The 14,358-nt window shown below is 38.8% G+C and carries 16 protein-coding genes; 13 read left to right on the forward strand and 3 right to left on the reverse strand.

Features of this window, described 5'->3' with window-relative positions; all coding sequences use genetic code 11:
* Positions 1-63 precede the first annotated feature (63 nt).
* The 10 genes from ccoO (at position 64) to ttcA (ending at position 8,859) form a co-directional block, all read left to right on the forward strand.
* The gene (gene ccoO / locus ACN0T8_RS13625) at positions 64-681 is read left to right on the forward strand and encodes a cytochrome-c oxidase, cbb3-type subunit II (protein WP_417881173.1); all 618 of its coding nucleotides are present in this window, start codon (positions 64-66) and stop codon (positions 679-681) included.
* Between the two features lie 10 nt (positions 682-691).
* Positions 692-868 carry a cbb3-type cytochrome oxidase subunit 3 gene (locus ACN0T8_RS13630; RefSeq protein WP_417881174.1) on the forward strand — a complete coding sequence of 59 codons (177 nt, stop codon included), beginning with the start codon at positions 692-694 and terminating at the stop codon, positions 866-868.
* Positions 868-1,860, forward strand: coding sequence for a cytochrome-c oxidase, cbb3-type subunit III (gene ccoP, locus ACN0T8_RS13635; RefSeq protein ID WP_417881175.1), 993 nt, complete (start codon positions 868-870; stop codon positions 1,858-1,860). Before ACN0T8_RS13630 ends, ccoP begins: the two co-directional genes overlap by 1 nt.
* Positions 1,861-1,936: 76 nt before the next feature.
* Entirely contained in the window at positions 1,937-2,416 is a 480-nt protein-coding gene (locus ACN0T8_RS13640; RefSeq protein WP_417881176.1) for a FixH family protein, read from the forward strand.
* Between the two features lie 9 nt (positions 2,417-2,425).
* Positions 2,426-4,816 (forward strand): heavy metal translocating P-type ATPase, encoded by a 2,391-nt coding sequence (locus ACN0T8_RS13645; protein ID WP_417881177.1) that lies wholly within the window; start codon positions 2,426-2,428, stop codon positions 4,814-4,816.
* 13 nt (positions 4,817-4,829) lie between these two features.
* The gene (ccoS, locus tag ACN0T8_RS13650; RefSeq protein ID WP_417881178.1) at positions 4,830-5,024 is read left to right on the forward strand and encodes a cbb3-type cytochrome oxidase assembly protein CcoS; all 195 of its coding nucleotides are present in this window, start codon (positions 4,830-4,832) and stop codon (positions 5,022-5,024) included.
* Positions 5,021-5,692 carry a sulfite exporter TauE/SafE family protein gene (locus tag ACN0T8_RS13655; protein WP_417881179.1) on the forward strand — a complete coding sequence of 224 codons (672 nt, stop codon included), beginning with the start codon at positions 5,021-5,023 and terminating at the stop codon, positions 5,690-5,692. Before ccoS ends, ACN0T8_RS13655 begins: the two co-directional genes overlap by 4 nt.
* Before the next feature lie 82 nt (positions 5,693-5,774).
* Positions 5,775-6,521 (forward strand): FNR family transcription factor, encoded by a 747-nt coding sequence (locus ACN0T8_RS13660; protein WP_417881180.1) that lies wholly within the window; start codon positions 5,775-5,777, stop codon positions 6,519-6,521.
* A 227-nt stretch (positions 6,522-6,748) separates the two neighbouring features.
* Positions 6,749-7,687: a universal stress protein UspE gene (uspE, locus tag ACN0T8_RS13665; RefSeq protein ID WP_417881181.1), complete on the forward strand. Its 939-nt coding sequence runs from the start codon at positions 6,749-6,751 to the stop codon at positions 7,685-7,687.
* A 218-nt stretch (positions 7,688-7,905) separates the two neighbouring features.
* The gene (gene ttcA, locus ACN0T8_RS13670) at positions 7,906-8,859 is read left to right on the forward strand and encodes a tRNA 2-thiocytidine(32) synthetase TtcA (RefSeq protein WP_417881182.1); all 954 of its coding nucleotides are present in this window, start codon (positions 7,906-7,908) and stop codon (positions 8,857-8,859) included.
* A 99-nt stretch (positions 8,860-8,958) separates the two neighbouring features.
* On the opposite strand, the gene ACN0T8_RS13675 is transcribed toward ttcA, so the two are convergent.
* Genes ACN0T8_RS13675 through ACN0T8_RS13685 form a run of 3 tightly spaced genes read right to left on the reverse strand, consistent with a single transcriptional unit; the run spans position 8,959 to position 11,212 of the window.
* Positions 8,959-9,615 carry a DUF2987 domain-containing protein gene (locus tag ACN0T8_RS13675; protein ID WP_417881183.1) on the reverse strand — a complete coding sequence of 219 codons (657 nt, stop codon included), beginning with the start codon at positions 9,613-9,615 and terminating at the stop codon, positions 8,959-8,961.
* Positions 9,615-10,406: a glucosaminidase domain-containing protein gene (locus ACN0T8_RS13680; RefSeq protein WP_417881184.1), complete on the reverse strand. Its 792-nt coding sequence runs from the start codon at positions 10,404-10,406 to the stop codon at positions 9,615-9,617. The genes ACN0T8_RS13675 and ACN0T8_RS13680 overlap by 1 nt, the downstream gene beginning before the upstream one ends.
* Complete coding sequence (locus ACN0T8_RS13685; protein WP_417881185.1) at positions 10,403-11,212, reverse strand: hypothetical protein; 810 nt, start codon at positions 11,210-11,212, stop codon at positions 10,403-10,405. The genes ACN0T8_RS13680 and ACN0T8_RS13685 overlap by 4 nt, the downstream gene beginning before the upstream one ends.
* Before the next feature lie 259 nt (positions 11,213-11,471).
* Between ACN0T8_RS13685 and potA the strand changes: the two genes are divergently transcribed.
* Genes potA through potC form a run of 3 tightly spaced genes read left to right on the forward strand, consistent with a single transcriptional unit; the run spans position 11,472 to position 14,274 of the window.
* A complete protein-coding gene (potA, locus tag ACN0T8_RS13690; RefSeq protein ID WP_417881186.1) occupies positions 11,472-12,629 on the forward strand; it encodes a spermidine/putrescine ABC transporter ATP-binding protein PotA in 1,158 nt (385 codons plus the stop codon).
* The gene (potB, locus tag ACN0T8_RS13695) at positions 12,629-13,489 is read left to right on the forward strand and encodes a spermidine/putrescine ABC transporter permease PotB (RefSeq protein WP_417881187.1); all 861 of its coding nucleotides are present in this window, start codon (positions 12,629-12,631) and stop codon (positions 13,487-13,489) included. The genes potA and potB overlap by 1 nt, the downstream gene beginning before the upstream one ends.
* Complete coding sequence (potC, locus tag ACN0T8_RS13700; RefSeq protein ID WP_237294198.1) at positions 13,489-14,274, forward strand: spermidine/putrescine ABC transporter permease PotC; 786 nt, start codon at positions 13,489-13,491, stop codon at positions 14,272-14,274. Before potB ends, potC begins: the two co-directional genes overlap by 1 nt.
* The last annotated feature ends 84 nt before the right edge of the window (positions 14,275-14,358 follow it).

Here is a 14,358-nt window from a genome sequence, read left to right on the forward strand (position 1 = left end):
ATTTCTGCGCCAAAGGAAAGCTTGAAAGCTATTCCTCAACCGGCTTTATAGGAGGCTATGAATATGAGTTCGAATAAGAATCGCCATTCAATAGTCGAGAAGAACGTCGGTCTATTGGCAATTTTGATGGTTTTTGCTATTAGCTTAGGGGCATTAGTGGAGATCACTCCTCTAATTTTCCAAAAGCAAACGACTGAACCTGTCGAAGATTTAAAACCTTATACTGCTCTCGAAATGGAAGGCAGAGACATTTATGTTAAAGAAGGTTGTCATGTATGCCACAGCCAAATGATTCGTCCATTTCGTTCGGAAACAGAGCGTTATGGTCACTACTCTGTTTCTGGTGAATCAGTATGGGAACATCCTTTCTTATGGGGTTCTAAGCGTACAGGTCCTGACCTTGCTCGTGTAGGTGGACGTTATTCTGATGAATGGCATCGTGTTCATTTACTCGATCCTCGTGAAGTCGTGCCAGAATCTATTATGCCTGGCTATCCGTGGTTGGCGGAAAACACACTAACAGGCGAATACACTCAACAAAAACTTGAGTTATTCCGTGATGATTTCGGCGTGCCGTACACTGATGAGCAAATTGCTAATGCGAAAAAAGATGTTGAAGGCAAAACTGAGCTAGATGCTTTAGTTGCTTATCTTCAATCGCTTGGCCACTCAATGAAATAAGGAGAGAGATATGGATATTGTAACCGTTCATAGTATCTGGACCCTTGTTTTATTCATCGGTTTTTGTGGTGTTGTATGGTGGGCTTATGGAAGCAAAAGTCGCCAGTCTCGTTTTGATGAAGCTGCGAATCTTATCTTTGATGATGAACCAGCTAAATCAGATAAAAAACAGGGAGGAATGCAGTAATGACTACATTCTGGAGTGTTTGGATTACCGTAATTACATTAGGTACAATTTTTGGTATTGCGGCCATTTTAATCTGGTGTCTTAAAGACAAAATGGGCGTAGAAGAAGGTTCAGATATGGGGCATGAATATGATGGTATTCGTGAACTTAATAACCCACTTCCTAAATGGTGGACCTACTTATTCTTCTCCACATTTTTATTTTCAGCTATTTATCTTGCACTATATCCTGGTTTAGGTAACTTTCCAGGTCTATTAAATTGGACAAGTTCTCCTCAACAAGTTAAGTCTGTAGAGGAAATGAATGCTGCAATTAAAAATGCTCAAAAAAATAAACAATTGGACGAATATTCAAAAGAGTTAGATGATGCCGATAAGTTTTATGGTGAGTCGTTTAAGCAGTTAGCTTATAACTCGGAAGGTACTGCATATCGTACATTACCTGAAATTGCTGCAGATCCAGATGCCTTACACGTAGGACAAAATTTATTTTTGCAAAACTGTTCTCAATGTCATGGCTCTGATGCTCGTGGTTTTAAAGGTTTTCCGAACTTAACTGACGATGCTTGGTTATACGGTGGTGAACCTGAAGCTATCTTGACGACTATTCGTCATGGTCGTGTAGGTGCGATGCCTGCATGGGGGGAAACATTTGGCGATGATGGTGTTCGTGAAGTGGTAAGTTATGTCTTGAGTTTATCTGGACGTAAAGTTAACTCACGTGAAGCCGCTGCTGGTAAAGTGCGCTTTGCAGCATGTGCGGCCTGTCATGGTACTGATGGTAAAGGTAACCCTGCATTTGGAGCACCAGATCTTACCGATAATGATTGGTTATTTGGCGATTCTCGCGCTGATGTGACTGAATCTGTTCAGTATGGTCGTCAAGGCGTTATGCCTAATTGGATCAATATCTTAGGTGATGATAAAGTTCATCTTGTTGGTGCTTATGTCTGGAGTTTGAGTAACCAGCCTCAACCAGAACCTGCCCAATAATATATTAAGTGGTTTAACAGCCCCATTATGGGGCTGTTTTTTCTTGTATCTATTTTGTTTTATTTGTGAGAATACTATGCAACAGCCCTGGTACAAACAATTCTGGCCTTGGTTTTTAATTTTTCTCCCTATGTGCGCAGTCACCGGTAGTTTCGTTACGCTTGGTCTATTTACGAAAAATAGTGTCGATTTGGTTTCTGAAAATTACTATAAAGAAGGTAAAGGCATTAATGTTGATCTAACTAGAATACATGTTGCAAAAGGCTTCAAACTTAATGCTAGTGTTATTTCAACTCCTAGAGGCGTGAGTTTTAAGTTAGACAAAGGTAAACTCGATCTTTACCCTGCTTTAAAAGTCTCATTTACTCACCGAACTCTCCCTGATCGTGATTTCGAACGTACTCTTAGTTCTGATGCTCATGGTAATTATCGACTTAACTTATCTACACCATTACAAGGTCCTTGGTTCATTAAACTAGAACCACATAACAAAGAATGGATTATCCAAGGGAAAATTGAGTTTCCTACCAAAACATCAACCGTTTTACTGGATTAAGGCGTAAAAATGTCTGCTCGTTCGACGCATAAAGTGTGTTATCACTGTCATGATGATGTACCTGCTAATACTAATTTTAACGTTGAAATACTTGGGCAGATTCGCCCTATGTGTTGCCCGGGATGTCAATCAGTTGCACAAACTATCGTAGAGAGTGGTTTAGTTTCTTATTATCAATATCGCACCACTTCTGCTGAGAAAGTAGAGATGGTCCCTGAGCAACTGAAAAAGCTCATCCATTATGATAATGAAGATGTTCAGAAAGAGTTTGTTCGAAACACTGAAAACACATCTGAGGTTACCCTGTCACTAGACGGTGTGTCTTGTGCTGCTTGTGCCTGGCTTATCGAAAAGCAGTTAATGTCTGACTCTAGCGTTGTTTTAATTCGAGTTAATATCACCACCAACCGAGCCATATTACGTTGGGATAACTCTAAAATTCATTTAAGTGAGTTATTAAAAAATATTCATCAATTAGGATATAAAGCTGCACCGTTTGAGCCTAATCATCATGAAGAAAGCTACCACCAAATGATGAAACAGTATCTTTATCGCTTGGGTGTTGCAGGTTTAGCAACAATGCAAGTTATGATGCTCGCTATTGCACTTTATTTTGAAGTATTCTCTGATCTTGATGGTGAGTTTAAACAGTTTTTAAGAGTTGTCAGTTTGATCTTCGCAACACCTGTACTGCTCTATTCAGCTCAGCCTTTCTATATTAATGCTTGGCGTAGTTTAAAGGCCAAGACGCTAGGCATGGATGTTCCCGTATCTATTGCACTTCTCTTTGCTTATGTTTCAAGTTTATGGGCTACCGTGGTGGGCAAAGGTGAGGTATTTTTTGAATCGATCTCCATGTTTACCTTCTTTTTATTGGTCGGTCGTTTTTTAGAAATGCGCGCACGTCGTAAAGCAGCCACCGCCAGCGCAAATTTATTGAAACTAGTGCCAGCGATGGCAAGGAAGTTAGACGGAAGTCAGATCCCGGTTCGAAGTTTAACCATTGGTGATGTTATTCGAGTATTACCAGGGGAACATATTCCTGCCGATGGGCAGATTGTCGTCGGTACCACACAAATTGATGAATCCATGCTTACGGGAGAATCTATTCCCGTGTTAAAGCAACACCATGATTTTGTTTATGCTGGTACCATGAATGTTGGCGAATCTTTTGAGTTGGAAGTGACTTGTCACAAAGCTGATTCTGTCATTTCCAATATTGTAAGACTGCAAGATGAGGCTCAGTTATCAAAGCCTAAAATTGCAGAAATTGCCGATCATATTGCTAAGTATTTTGTTGCGGTCATTTTGGTGCTCGCTGGCGCAACTTGGCTTTATTGGCATCAACATCAACCAGATGAAGCATTTTGGATTATGTTGTCGGTACTCGTGGCAACTTGTCCATGTGCTTTATCTCTTGCTACCCCTACAGCAGTGACTTGCTCAACCTCAAAGCTGGGAAGCCTAGGTATTTTATTGCGTAAAGGTCATGTGTTTGAAACCCTATGCCAAGTAAATCATATCGTATTGGATAAAACCGGCACCCTGACGGAAGGTAATATTGAGATTAGTGATACCGAACTTTTAGACTCTCAGTATACTAATTCTCAAGTGCTAGCGATTGCTGCTGCGTTAGAGCAGCATGCTAACCACCCAATCTCAAAGGCGTTCCAGAAATATTCATCCGAAAAAGTCACGATAGAAAATGTTTCTAACGTTATTGGTTCTGGTGTCTCTGGACTGTATTTAAATGATGTTTGGCATATTGGAACCTTATCTTTTGCCTTAAATATAGATGGACGAGAGTTAGAACAGTCACAAGCATCTTCGGTTTATTTATCTTGTAATCACCGTTTGGTTGCACGTTTTGAGTATACTGACCCTATACGTAAAGAAAGCCTAAGTTTTATTAAGCAATTACAAAATGCCAATATTGATATTACTCTATTGACGGGAGACTCAAAGCTAAATACTCAAAAAGTCGCTTCAGCATTGGGTATCACTCAATATCAATGCTCAGCTAAACCTGAAGACAAATTAGCTTATCTACAGTCTCTTCATAAGCATAGTGTTACCTTAATGATTGGTGATGGTATTAATGATGCGCCCACCCTAGCAGGTGCTCACCTTTCTGTCGCCATGGGTAGTGGTTCAGATGTGGCAAAATCATCAGCAGATATGGTTCTACTCGGCGATAGGTTGGATAAAGTACTTGAAGCTAGAGAGCTAGCCATTCAAACTCGTGGTATTATCCGACAAAATTTAGCTTGGGCACTAGGTTATAATGCCTTAATTCTTCCATTGGCTATTATGGGGTTCATTGCTCCTTATTTTGCCGTTATTGGTATGTCTGCAAGTTCCATTATTGTAGTGACCAACTCACTTAGATTGTTGAAGTAATAAGGTTCTTGAAATGGCCAGTTTGTACTTGTTAATTCCAATTGCCATCATATTTGTTTGTATCGCAGTGGCTTTGTTTGTATGGGCAGTAAAAACGGATCAATTTGATGATCTCGATCGTCAAGGGCATAGTATCTTATTTGATGATAACGATGACCTTGATGATAAAATCGTAAAGCCTACTGAAAAGAAAGAGAAAGTAAAATGAGTTCGGATTGGTTAGCGGCTTTTCTAATCGGTTTATTAGGCGCTGGTCATTGCATGGGGATGTGTGGTGGTATCGCTTCTTTAATGAACTTAGGGCAAGTTTCAACAAAGAGGCAGTGGCTGACCCCCCTTTTTTATAATATTGGACGTTTATCTAGTTATGCTTTAATAGGAGCGATAATTGGAGGCTCTATTTCAACCATTTCGTCTTACTCTGGAATCAACGCTCCTCTCAATTGGTTACGTCTTTTATCTGCCGTGTTCATGTTACTACTGGCTTTATATATTGGGCAATGGTGGAATGGTCTGATATGGGTAGAAAAAGTAGGTCAAAGACTTTGGAAGTATATTGCGCCATTCGGTCAAAAGCTACTTCCTATTAAACACCCTATTTATGCGCTTCCCTTTGGTTTCATTTGGGGATGGCTTCCATGTGGCTTAGTCTATTCTATGTTGACTTGGTCTGCTGCAGCTGGGAATTCAATAAATGGTGCTCTGATCATGCTGGCATTCGGTTTGGGAACACTACCATTGATGCTTGCGGTTGGTGTGAGTGCGACTCAGTTCAATCAGCTAATAAAATCCTTACTATTTAGACGCCTTGGGGCCACGGTTTTATTGGCTTACGCCTTATTTCAGTTGTATCAAGGAGTTATCCGTCTACTGTAATATCTGATGATTTTATGCTGTCCTTTAGTAGTATGAGATGCTAAAATATTGATGTATATCAATTAAAACTGCTCGGTATTTTATGATTTCAGATAACGCAAAAACGAAACGGGTCCAATCTGGTGGTTGTGCTATTCATTGCCAGGACTGCAGTATCAGCCAATTATGTATTCCATATTCATTAAATGATGATGAACTGGATCAACTTGATGAAATTATCGAGCGAAAAAAGCCGGTCCAAAAAGGACAAGAAATTTTTAAAGCAGGTGATGAACTAAAATCACTTTATGCAATTCGTTCTGGCACGATAAAAAGTTACACCATCACAGAACAAGGTGATGAACAAATCACGGCTTTCCACCTTGCTGGTGATTTAGTTGGCTTTGATGCGATTAATAATAATGCTCATCCAAGTTTTGCTCAAGCATTAGAGACCTCAATGGTTTGTGAAATCCCCTATGAAACGTTAGATGAACTTTCAGGTCAAATGCCAAAGTTGCGCCAACAAATTATGCGTTTAATGAGTAATGAAATTAAAGGCGATCAAGATATGATCTTGCTATTGTCTAAGAAGAATGCTGAAGAACGTTTAGCGGCATTCTTATATAATTTATCAACTCGATTCTCGCAACGTGGTTTCTCTCCTCGTGAATTCCGATTAACCATGACTCGTGGTGATATTGGTAACTACCTAGGATTAACCGTTGAAACGATTAGTCGCCTACTCGGCCGTTTCCAAAAGAGCGATATTTTAAGTGTTAAAGGTAAGTATATTACGATTATCAATCATGACGTACTGCAAAAACTTGCTGGTTTTGCTGAAGAATAAAAATTAGATATTTAATTTATGATTAAGCCGCTAAGTTTCATATTTAGCGGCTTTTTTCTTTCTAAAATCAAGCTTATGTCACTAATAATTATCTGCAAATTCAGCTAAAGTTAAACTAATACCAATGGATTTCTTTTGCTGAAAGAATCAAAATCTAGGCATGTTGTACCCTTGGTATACTTTGATCTATCGTTAGATCAAATGAGTTAAGGAAGGGAGAGCTTATTATGAATTCATACAAAAACATTTTGGTGGTCGCTGATGTTAATAATGTTGAACAATCAGCATTAGCGCGTGCATTTCAAATTGTTCGAGATTTACCGAACCCCGCTCCAATCACATTTTTTCTATCTATTTATGATTTTTCATATGACATGACATCTATGCTCTCTTCTGAAGAGCGTGATGCAATGAGACGCGGTGTTATTCAACAACGTGAAGGTTGGATGAAAGAAGTTGCGCAACCTTATTTGAAAGCTGGTGTTGAACTTAATATTAAAGTGGTTTGGCATCACCGCCCATATGAAGCCATTATTGGTGAAGTGTTCTCTGGTGGTTATGATATTGTTTTGAAAACCACACGTCAGCACGATGTTCTTGAATCGGTATTCTTTACACCAACAGATTGGCATTTATTACGTAAGTGTCCATGCCCTGTACTACTCGTTAAAAATCATGATTGGCCAGTCAATGGCAACATTATTGCATCAGTTCATGTCGGTTCGGAAAACACTACCCATACCGTACTTAATGAAAGCATGGTAGAGCAAGGTTTCAAATTTTCGAAGCAACTGAATGCCGAACTATTCCTTGTTAACTCATACCCTGTGACACCAGCAAATATTACAGTGGAGTTACCTGAGTTTGATCCGACTTCTTATACTGACGCAGTGCGTGGTTTTCATTTAACGGCAATGAAAGCGTTGCGCCAAAAGTATGGTATTGATGAAGAGCATACTAGGGTGAATGAAGGTTTGCCAGAAGATGTTATTCCAAAAGTAGCTAAAGAACTTGATGTAGGTTTAGTTATTTTAGGAACCACAGGTAGAACTGGTCTATCCGCCGTGTTTATTGGAAATACAGCAGAGAACGTTATTGATAAGATAAACTGTGATGTATTAGCATTGAAACCAGAAGGCTTTATTAGTCCACTCGATCCTAATTAAGAGTTAATATTGTATCATTACATTGACTATTAAACGACAAGAGCAACCCTTCCGAGTGTTGCTCTTTTGTCATTTGTGAGTATGATACGGCCTTTATTTATGCAGCACCTATCAGCTTTAAAAACTCTATGCTTTTTAAAAGCGCCATGATTTTTTAAAATAATAGGTACTTGGCAACATCATCAAGCAACGCTTGAGACCAGTAAAGGCAAAGCACCATGAATTCAGATCAAAATACTGTTGAAGAACTTGAGAAAACAGCGAAAAAGAAAGCTGAGCAGTATAATTTTAATAAGTTACAGAAGCGTATTCGTCGTAATACAGGTCAAGCTATTGCTGACTTTAATATGATTGAAGATGGCGATCGTATCATGGTGTGCCTCTCTGGCGGTAAAGATAGTTTCACTATGTTAGATATTTTGATGAGCCTACAAAAAAGTGCGCCCGTTAATTTTGAGCTTGTAGCGGTGAACCTAGATCAAAAGCAACCTGGATTTCCTGATCATATTTTACCAGCATATCTTAAATCTCTAGGTATCGAATACAAGATAGTTGAAGAAGATACTTATTCAATCGTTCAAGATAAGATCCCTGAAGGTAAAACGACCTGCTCACTTTGTTCTCGTCTACGTCGTGGTATTTTATATCGTACCGCTAATGAAATTGGTGCGACTAAAATTGCACTAGGTCATCACCGTGACGATATCTTGGAAACGTTATTTTTAAACATGTTCCATGGCGGAAAAATGAAAGCAATGCCACCTAAATTGGTATCGGATAATGGTGAACATGTGGTGATCCGCCCTCTTGCTTACTGCCGTGAAAAAGACATCATTAAGTTTTCAGCGATGCGTGACTACCCAATTATTCCTTGTAATTTATGTGGCTCACAACCTAACTTGCAGCGCCAAAATATTAAGCAAATGCTTAACGAATGGGATAAGCGTTTCCCTGGCCGTATCGAGACAATGTTCAAAGCGGTGCAAAATGTGGTACCTAGCCACTTAGCCGATCACAATTTGTTTGATTTTAAATCGATTGACCGTGATTCAGGTGTAATCAATGGTGGTGATATTGGGTTTGATAAAGAAGCATTACCTGAAAACTCAGTATCGTCAGAAGATGCTATTGAGTTTGATCCTAGCTTACAGCTTGATGTCACGAATATTTAATCTCGACCATACTTAGCCTAAGCTACCGGTAACTAAAAAAAGAGCCAAACAATTCGATATTGTTTAGCTCTTTTTTTATCTTATAAACTACTCTACTGGTTACTTTTCGAGTAAAGGTAATGCCCTAAAAGTAGCTTGTGGCAGTAATAACGATTCATCTTCAGATAGTTCAGCTAATCTTACTTTCGCTTTTCTATCATCGATTGGGAATGTATTGCCTTTAGAGGTTTGAATGACACCCTGTTTTAGCCCATCAAACTCTAATGTTAGACCAATCACTTTTGGTGCAAACCAACTTGAAAACATTCCACCTAGATCATCGAGCATCTTGCTCATTTGTGGCAATAGTTGCTCAATATCTTGATAAGAAACTTCACCGGAAAGTGGCTGTTTAGTCATCACTACCATAGAGAAGTCACAGGTCTTGCCTTGCTCTGCATTGACATAGACTAAAGGACCAACCTGTCGCAAGTTGTTATCAAGTGGCACGATAAGCTCTTGAGATGGTGGAATAACAAACTCTTCATAATGTTTGTCTTTTTCCATCCAAGCTTTATCAATGTTACATAAACGAGAAGTTTGATGTTCTTGAAAAAAGAACGCGACTTTTACATCGGGATGCCCTTCTTCAAGGTTATTCTTCATTTGTGTATAGAGCTTAGAATAATTAAAACGATACTGCTCAGCATGCACAGGTAACGCTAAAATGGAAGCGTATAAAGCGACAACTATTCCAATATGACGAATGTTAATCATTATTTATCCGTCCAAAACTCAGAATTATGTTTAATCATAGATTGCAGGTCATCAACATAATCTGGTCCACGCTCAGAGTAATTCAACAAGCCATTCGTTAACTCTAATGCTGTTGCTTGAGATTTTAAATCTTGTTCATCACTGGCTAATTTCGCTCTGATATCACGAAGTTCTTTATATGCGTTATTACGGTTCACATTCATAAAGTACGCGTGGATAGATTGTTGTGGAGAATCGAATTTAGCTACCTCATGAGTCGCTCCTTCAACACGATGTAAAGGCACTAATCCACAACCTTTAACATAGCACCATTGCCCAAAAAAGTTGTTGCCTTCTTTAGCAAATCTTGAGGTTCCCCATGCAGATTCATTCGCTGCTTGAGTTAATACTAGTGACTGCGGTAAAACATTAACGCGATTAAGCATTGTGTCCAACCAAGTTTCATCAATACCCGCTTCAGGGATAGCTAATTCATAATCTCCAGCCAATTGTTTTGCTTTTGATGGTACTGACGTGAAATCGCCATCTTCAAATTGTTTTTTAATATCCAATAGAGCATGACGTTCTTCCATAATACGAGCATTTTCTTTTGCAATCCCAGGACGAAGCTCGTCAAAGAATTTTTTCTTTTTAAGGTGAGTATCGTCGACCGGCATTGGCGCTTTGGGTTTAGTCGCGCTCTCAGTTGCCTGCTCCCTGTTGGTATCAGGTTGTTGATTATAATGATTTTGAAAAAAGTAAACCGCCCAAAACGACAGGATCGTTAAGGTCATAATGATTTTTTTCTTCATGCGTCAAATACCTGTGATTGTTTATTATTGCTAGGAGGCGTGCCGTTGCCCCCTGAGTTGATTATTTTCATTTTAATTCCAAACATATCGCGATAGATGATGCCTTTAACATGAAAGAAAAATGGTAGAACAAGGATAAAGCCGATCCCATAGAATAGTGCTGCGGCAAAAAACATAATGAGAATCAAAGCATACACTGCCGAAACAGTCAGAATTTTCTTATTAACGGCTCGGAAAGACAACAATAACGACCGAATAGGTGTCATTCTTTTTTCACACACCAGAAAAACAGAGTTACTAAAAGTCATTGAAATGTATAAAGATAAGAAAGGTAAAACCGCCCCTGCTAAACCTTGAAGAATTAACCCCATCAGCGTGACAAGCATCACCGGGATAGTAAAGTGTAATCCTTTAAAGATATGGTTTGTTTTGGTTTTAAAGCCCGTAGCATGACTCATCGCCATTAAACACACGCCGGCATACAATGGCGCACTGATAATTTCATAGCTAAAATTGGCGATGATGACAGATTGAATGATGTTTTCGATTTGGGTCGAGTCTGCACTACCATCAAGTAAAGTAAAGAGGATGCTGGTATCCCCTAACTGTAATTTTAAAGCAATCATAAAAATCGCTATTTGCAAAATAATTAAAACCACAATTGTTGGTGAAAATGACAAGAAGTTCTTTATTGTCAGTTGCCAGGCTTCTTTAATAATATTGGTTGCTTTTAGTTCATATTGTCCTGATAGCGCGGTCTCTATATTGCCACCGATATTAAACACTTTGTCTACTTTATCATTCATAAAATGGGGATCCAGGATCTCTTACTAGCATAATTGTGGCTCATTATACTCAAGACATCTTAATATGCGAGTTTGTGTCTATTTCATTTTGTAAAAGCATAAATTAATCAACTACTATTACCTTGTCGTGATTCTTTTTTGTATATCAGATATGAATAGATGATAATTAATAACGCTATGGCAAAAAATGCTATGAATTACACTTAATGGCGACTATGATTCGCCCTCAAATTTTTGTGTCTAACATCGCTGTTCTTTCTTGGGAGAAATACAGAAATTGAAAGTTGAATCTACTCAAACTCCTACCGTTATCCAACTGACTGGTATCAGCAAAAGTTTTGATGGTAAATCCATCATTGAAAATTTAGATCTTAATGTTAATCATGGTGAGTTCTTAACTATTTTAGGTCCTTCTGGTTGTGGTAAAACAACGGTATTAAGAATGATTGCAGGTTTTGAAATGGTTGATTCCGGCAAGATTCTACTGGCAAATGAAAATGTGACCGAACAGCCACCAGAACAAAGACACGTTAATACTGTATTCCAAAGTTACGCACTTTTTCCTCACATGACCGTTTTTGAAAATGTTGCTTTTGGTTTGCGTATGCAAAAAGTAGCACAAACGGAAATTGATTCTCGAGTTGAAGAAGCCCTCAAAATGGTTCGATTAGAATCCATGGCGCAACGCAAACCTCACCAACTTTCTGGTGGTCAACAGCAGCGCATTGCGATTGCGCGTGCAGTGGTGAATAAGCCTAAAGTACTGCTGCTCGATGAATCATTATCTGCTTTAGATTACAAACTTCGTAAGCAAATGCAGTTAGAACTAAAACAACTGCAGCGTCAGCTTGGTATTACCTTTATTTTTGTTACTCACGATCAAGAAGAAGCGCTCTCAATGTCTGATCGTATTATTGTTATGCGTGATGGTGTGATTGAACAAGATGGCTCACCACGTGAAATTTATGAAGAGCCAAAAAACCTATTTGTCGCAAGCTTTATTGGTGAGATTAATACCTTTGAAGCCAAAGTAGTGAAGCGCAATGATGAGAAGACAATAACTGCTTTAATCGAAGGTATTGAATGCTCGGTACACTACAACCACCCTGTCCAACCTGGTCAAAATCTGAATGTTCTTCTTCGTCCCGAAGATATACGCATTGAAGAGATAAAAGAAACTGAAGATATTGGTATTGTTGGGCATGTAAAAGAACGTACTTATAAAGGGATGACTTTAGATTCCGTGGTTGAACTTGAATCAGGAATGCGTGTGATGGTCAGTGAATTCTTTAACGAAGATGATCCTGATGTGGATCACTCGATTGGCCAGAAAGTGTCGATTACTTGGGTAGAAAGTTGGGAAGTTGTTTTACCACAAGATGGCGATTCTCATACTAACCATGAAGAAACAGAGTAATGCAAATGAAGAAATTAAATCTTCAAAACAGTATAGTACTTGTTATTGTTTCATGGCTGATGCTGTTTGTTTTCATTCCAAATTTGATGATTATCATTACCAGTTTTTTAACGCGTGATGAAGCTAATTTAATCGAGTTAACCTTTACGTTAAGTAACTATACCCGTTTGCTTGATCCGCTTTATGCCAAAGTCATGTTGCATTCATTGTACATGGCAGTTGTCGCAACGGGTTTGTGTTTACTGATTGGTTACCCTTTTGCTTATATTGTCGCAAAAATGCCGGTCAAAATTCGTCCATTTATGTTGTTTATGGTCATAGTACCATTTTGGACCAATTCACTCATTCGTACTTACGGCTTAAAAATTGTGCTAGGTACTCAAGGTATTGTGAATAAAAGCTTAATAGCGATAGGTTTGATTGAGCATCCAATACGTATTATGTATACCGAAACAGCTGTAATGATAGGTCTAGTCTACATCCTACTTCCTTTCATGATTTTGCCTTTGTATTCAGCGATTGAAAAACTAGATCACACTTACATTGAAGCGGCAAGAGATCTCGGAGCTAATAAGGTACAAACTCTATTAAAGGTCGTCTTACCCCTTACTATGCCTGGTATTATTGGAGGTTGTTTATTAGTACTACTTCCTGCTTTAGGTATGTTCTACGTTTCGGACCTACTAGGTGGTGCGAAAAACTTATTGATTGGTAATGTAATTAAGAGTCAAGTGCTCAATGCTCGTGATTGGCCATTTGGTGCTGCCACGAGTATCGCATTAACCCTAGTGATGGCATTGATGCTTTATGCCTACTATCGTGCGGGTAAACTATTGAATAAAAAAGTGGAGTTAGACTGATGAAAAAGTCTGTTGGTGGAACGGTTGCCAAGTCTAGCTTTATGAGTTTGGTCTACCTGTTTTTATATCTACCTATTATTGTTTTGATTGTAAATTCATTTAATGCCAGTAAATTTGGTATTAAATGGGGCGGCTTTACGACTAAGTGGTATAGCGATTTAATGAATAATGACAGCTTAATTCAAGCGGCTGGTCATTCAATCACGGTGGCAGTATTTTCTGCGACAGCGGCAACCATTATTGGTAGCTTAACGGCTGTCGCGCTGTTTCGATATCAATTTAAAGGGAAAGGTGCGGTTAACGGCCTACTGTTTGTGGTCATGATGTCGCCAGATATTGTAATGGCGATTTCACTGCTTGCTTTGTTCTTGGTAGTAGGTTTCCAACTGGGGTTAATTACCCTGCTTATTTCACACATTACCTTTTGTTTACCATTTGTTGTGGTGACAGTTTATAGTCGATTAAAAGGTTTTGATGTGAAGATGCTCGAAGCAGCAAAAGACTTAGGTGCCAGTGAATGGATTATTCTAAAACGTATCATTTTGCCTTTGGCTAAACCTGCGGTTGCTGCTGGTTGGTTGTTGAGTTTTACTTTATCGCTTGATGACGTGATTATCAGCTCTTTTGTGACGGGACCAAGCTATGAAATTCTACCATTGAAAATTTACTCTATGGTTAAAGTCGGTATTTCTCCAGAAGTTAATGCTCTTGCAACCGTGATGCTAGTCGTCTCTTTAATGTTAGTTATGTGCTCACAGGCTTTAGCTCGAGATAAAGTAAAGTAAAATTAACAGATGCGATCAAATAAATAGCCTGCTTAGTTGCAGGCTTTTTTTAATGAGTAAGTTAGTGAATAATACTTTAAAAAA

The sequence above is a fragment of the Vibrio sp. genome, from assembly GCF_048266485.1.
Taxonomy (GTDB): domain Bacteria; phylum Pseudomonadota; class Gammaproteobacteria; order Enterobacterales; family Vibrionaceae; genus Vibrio.

Excerpts from the sequence above, each read along its gene's own strand:
- ACN0T8_RS13675 (WP_417881183.1), bottom strand. The coding sequence starts at position 9,615 with ATGATTAACATTCGTCATATTGGAATAGTTGTCGCTTTATACGCTTCC.
- ACN0T8_RS13655 (WP_417881179.1), top strand. The coding sequence starts at position 5,021 with ATGAGTTCGGATTGGTTAGCGGCTTTTCTAATCGGTTTATTAGGCGCT.
- potC (WP_237294198.1), top strand. The coding sequence starts at position 13,489 with ATGAAAAAGTCTGTTGGTGGAACGGTTGCCAAGTCTAGCTTTATGAGT.
- ACN0T8_RS13685 (WP_417881185.1), bottom strand. The coding sequence starts at position 11,212 with ATGAATGATAAAGTAGACAAAGTGTTTAATATCGGTGGCAATATAGAG.
- ttcA (WP_417881182.1), top strand. The coding sequence starts at position 7,906 with ATGAATTCAGATCAAAATACTGTTGAAGAACTTGAGAAAACAGCGAAA.
- ACN0T8_RS13680 (WP_417881184.1), bottom strand. The coding sequence starts at position 10,406 with ATGAAGAAAAAAATCATTATGACCTTAACGATCCTGTCGTTTTGGGCG.
- ccoP (WP_417881175.1), top strand. The coding sequence starts at position 868 with ATGACTACATTCTGGAGTGTTTGGATTACCGTAATTACATTAGGTACA.
- ACN0T8_RS13640 (WP_417881176.1), top strand. The coding sequence starts at position 1,937 with ATGCAACAGCCCTGGTACAAACAATTCTGGCCTTGGTTTTTAATTTTT.
- ACN0T8_RS13660 (WP_417881180.1), top strand. The coding sequence starts at position 5,775 with ATGATTTCAGATAACGCAAAAACGAAACGGGTCCAATCTGGTGGTTGT.
- ACN0T8_RS13645 (WP_417881177.1), top strand. The coding sequence starts at position 2,426 with ATGTCTGCTCGTTCGACGCATAAAGTGTGTTATCACTGTCATGATGAT.
- ccoS (WP_417881178.1), top strand. The coding sequence starts at position 4,830 with ATGGCCAGTTTGTACTTGTTAATTCCAATTGCCATCATATTTGTTTGT.
- potB (WP_417881187.1), top strand. The coding sequence starts at position 12,629 with ATGCAAATGAAGAAATTAAATCTTCAAAACAGTATAGTACTTGTTATT.
- ACN0T8_RS13630 (WP_417881174.1), top strand. The coding sequence starts at position 692 with ATGGATATTGTAACCGTTCATAGTATCTGGACCCTTGTTTTATTCATC.
- ccoO (WP_417881173.1), top strand. The coding sequence starts at position 64 with ATGAGTTCGAATAAGAATCGCCATTCAATAGTCGAGAAGAACGTCGGT.
- uspE (WP_417881181.1), top strand. The coding sequence starts at position 6,749 with ATGAATTCATACAAAAACATTTTGGTGGTCGCTGATGTTAATAATGTT.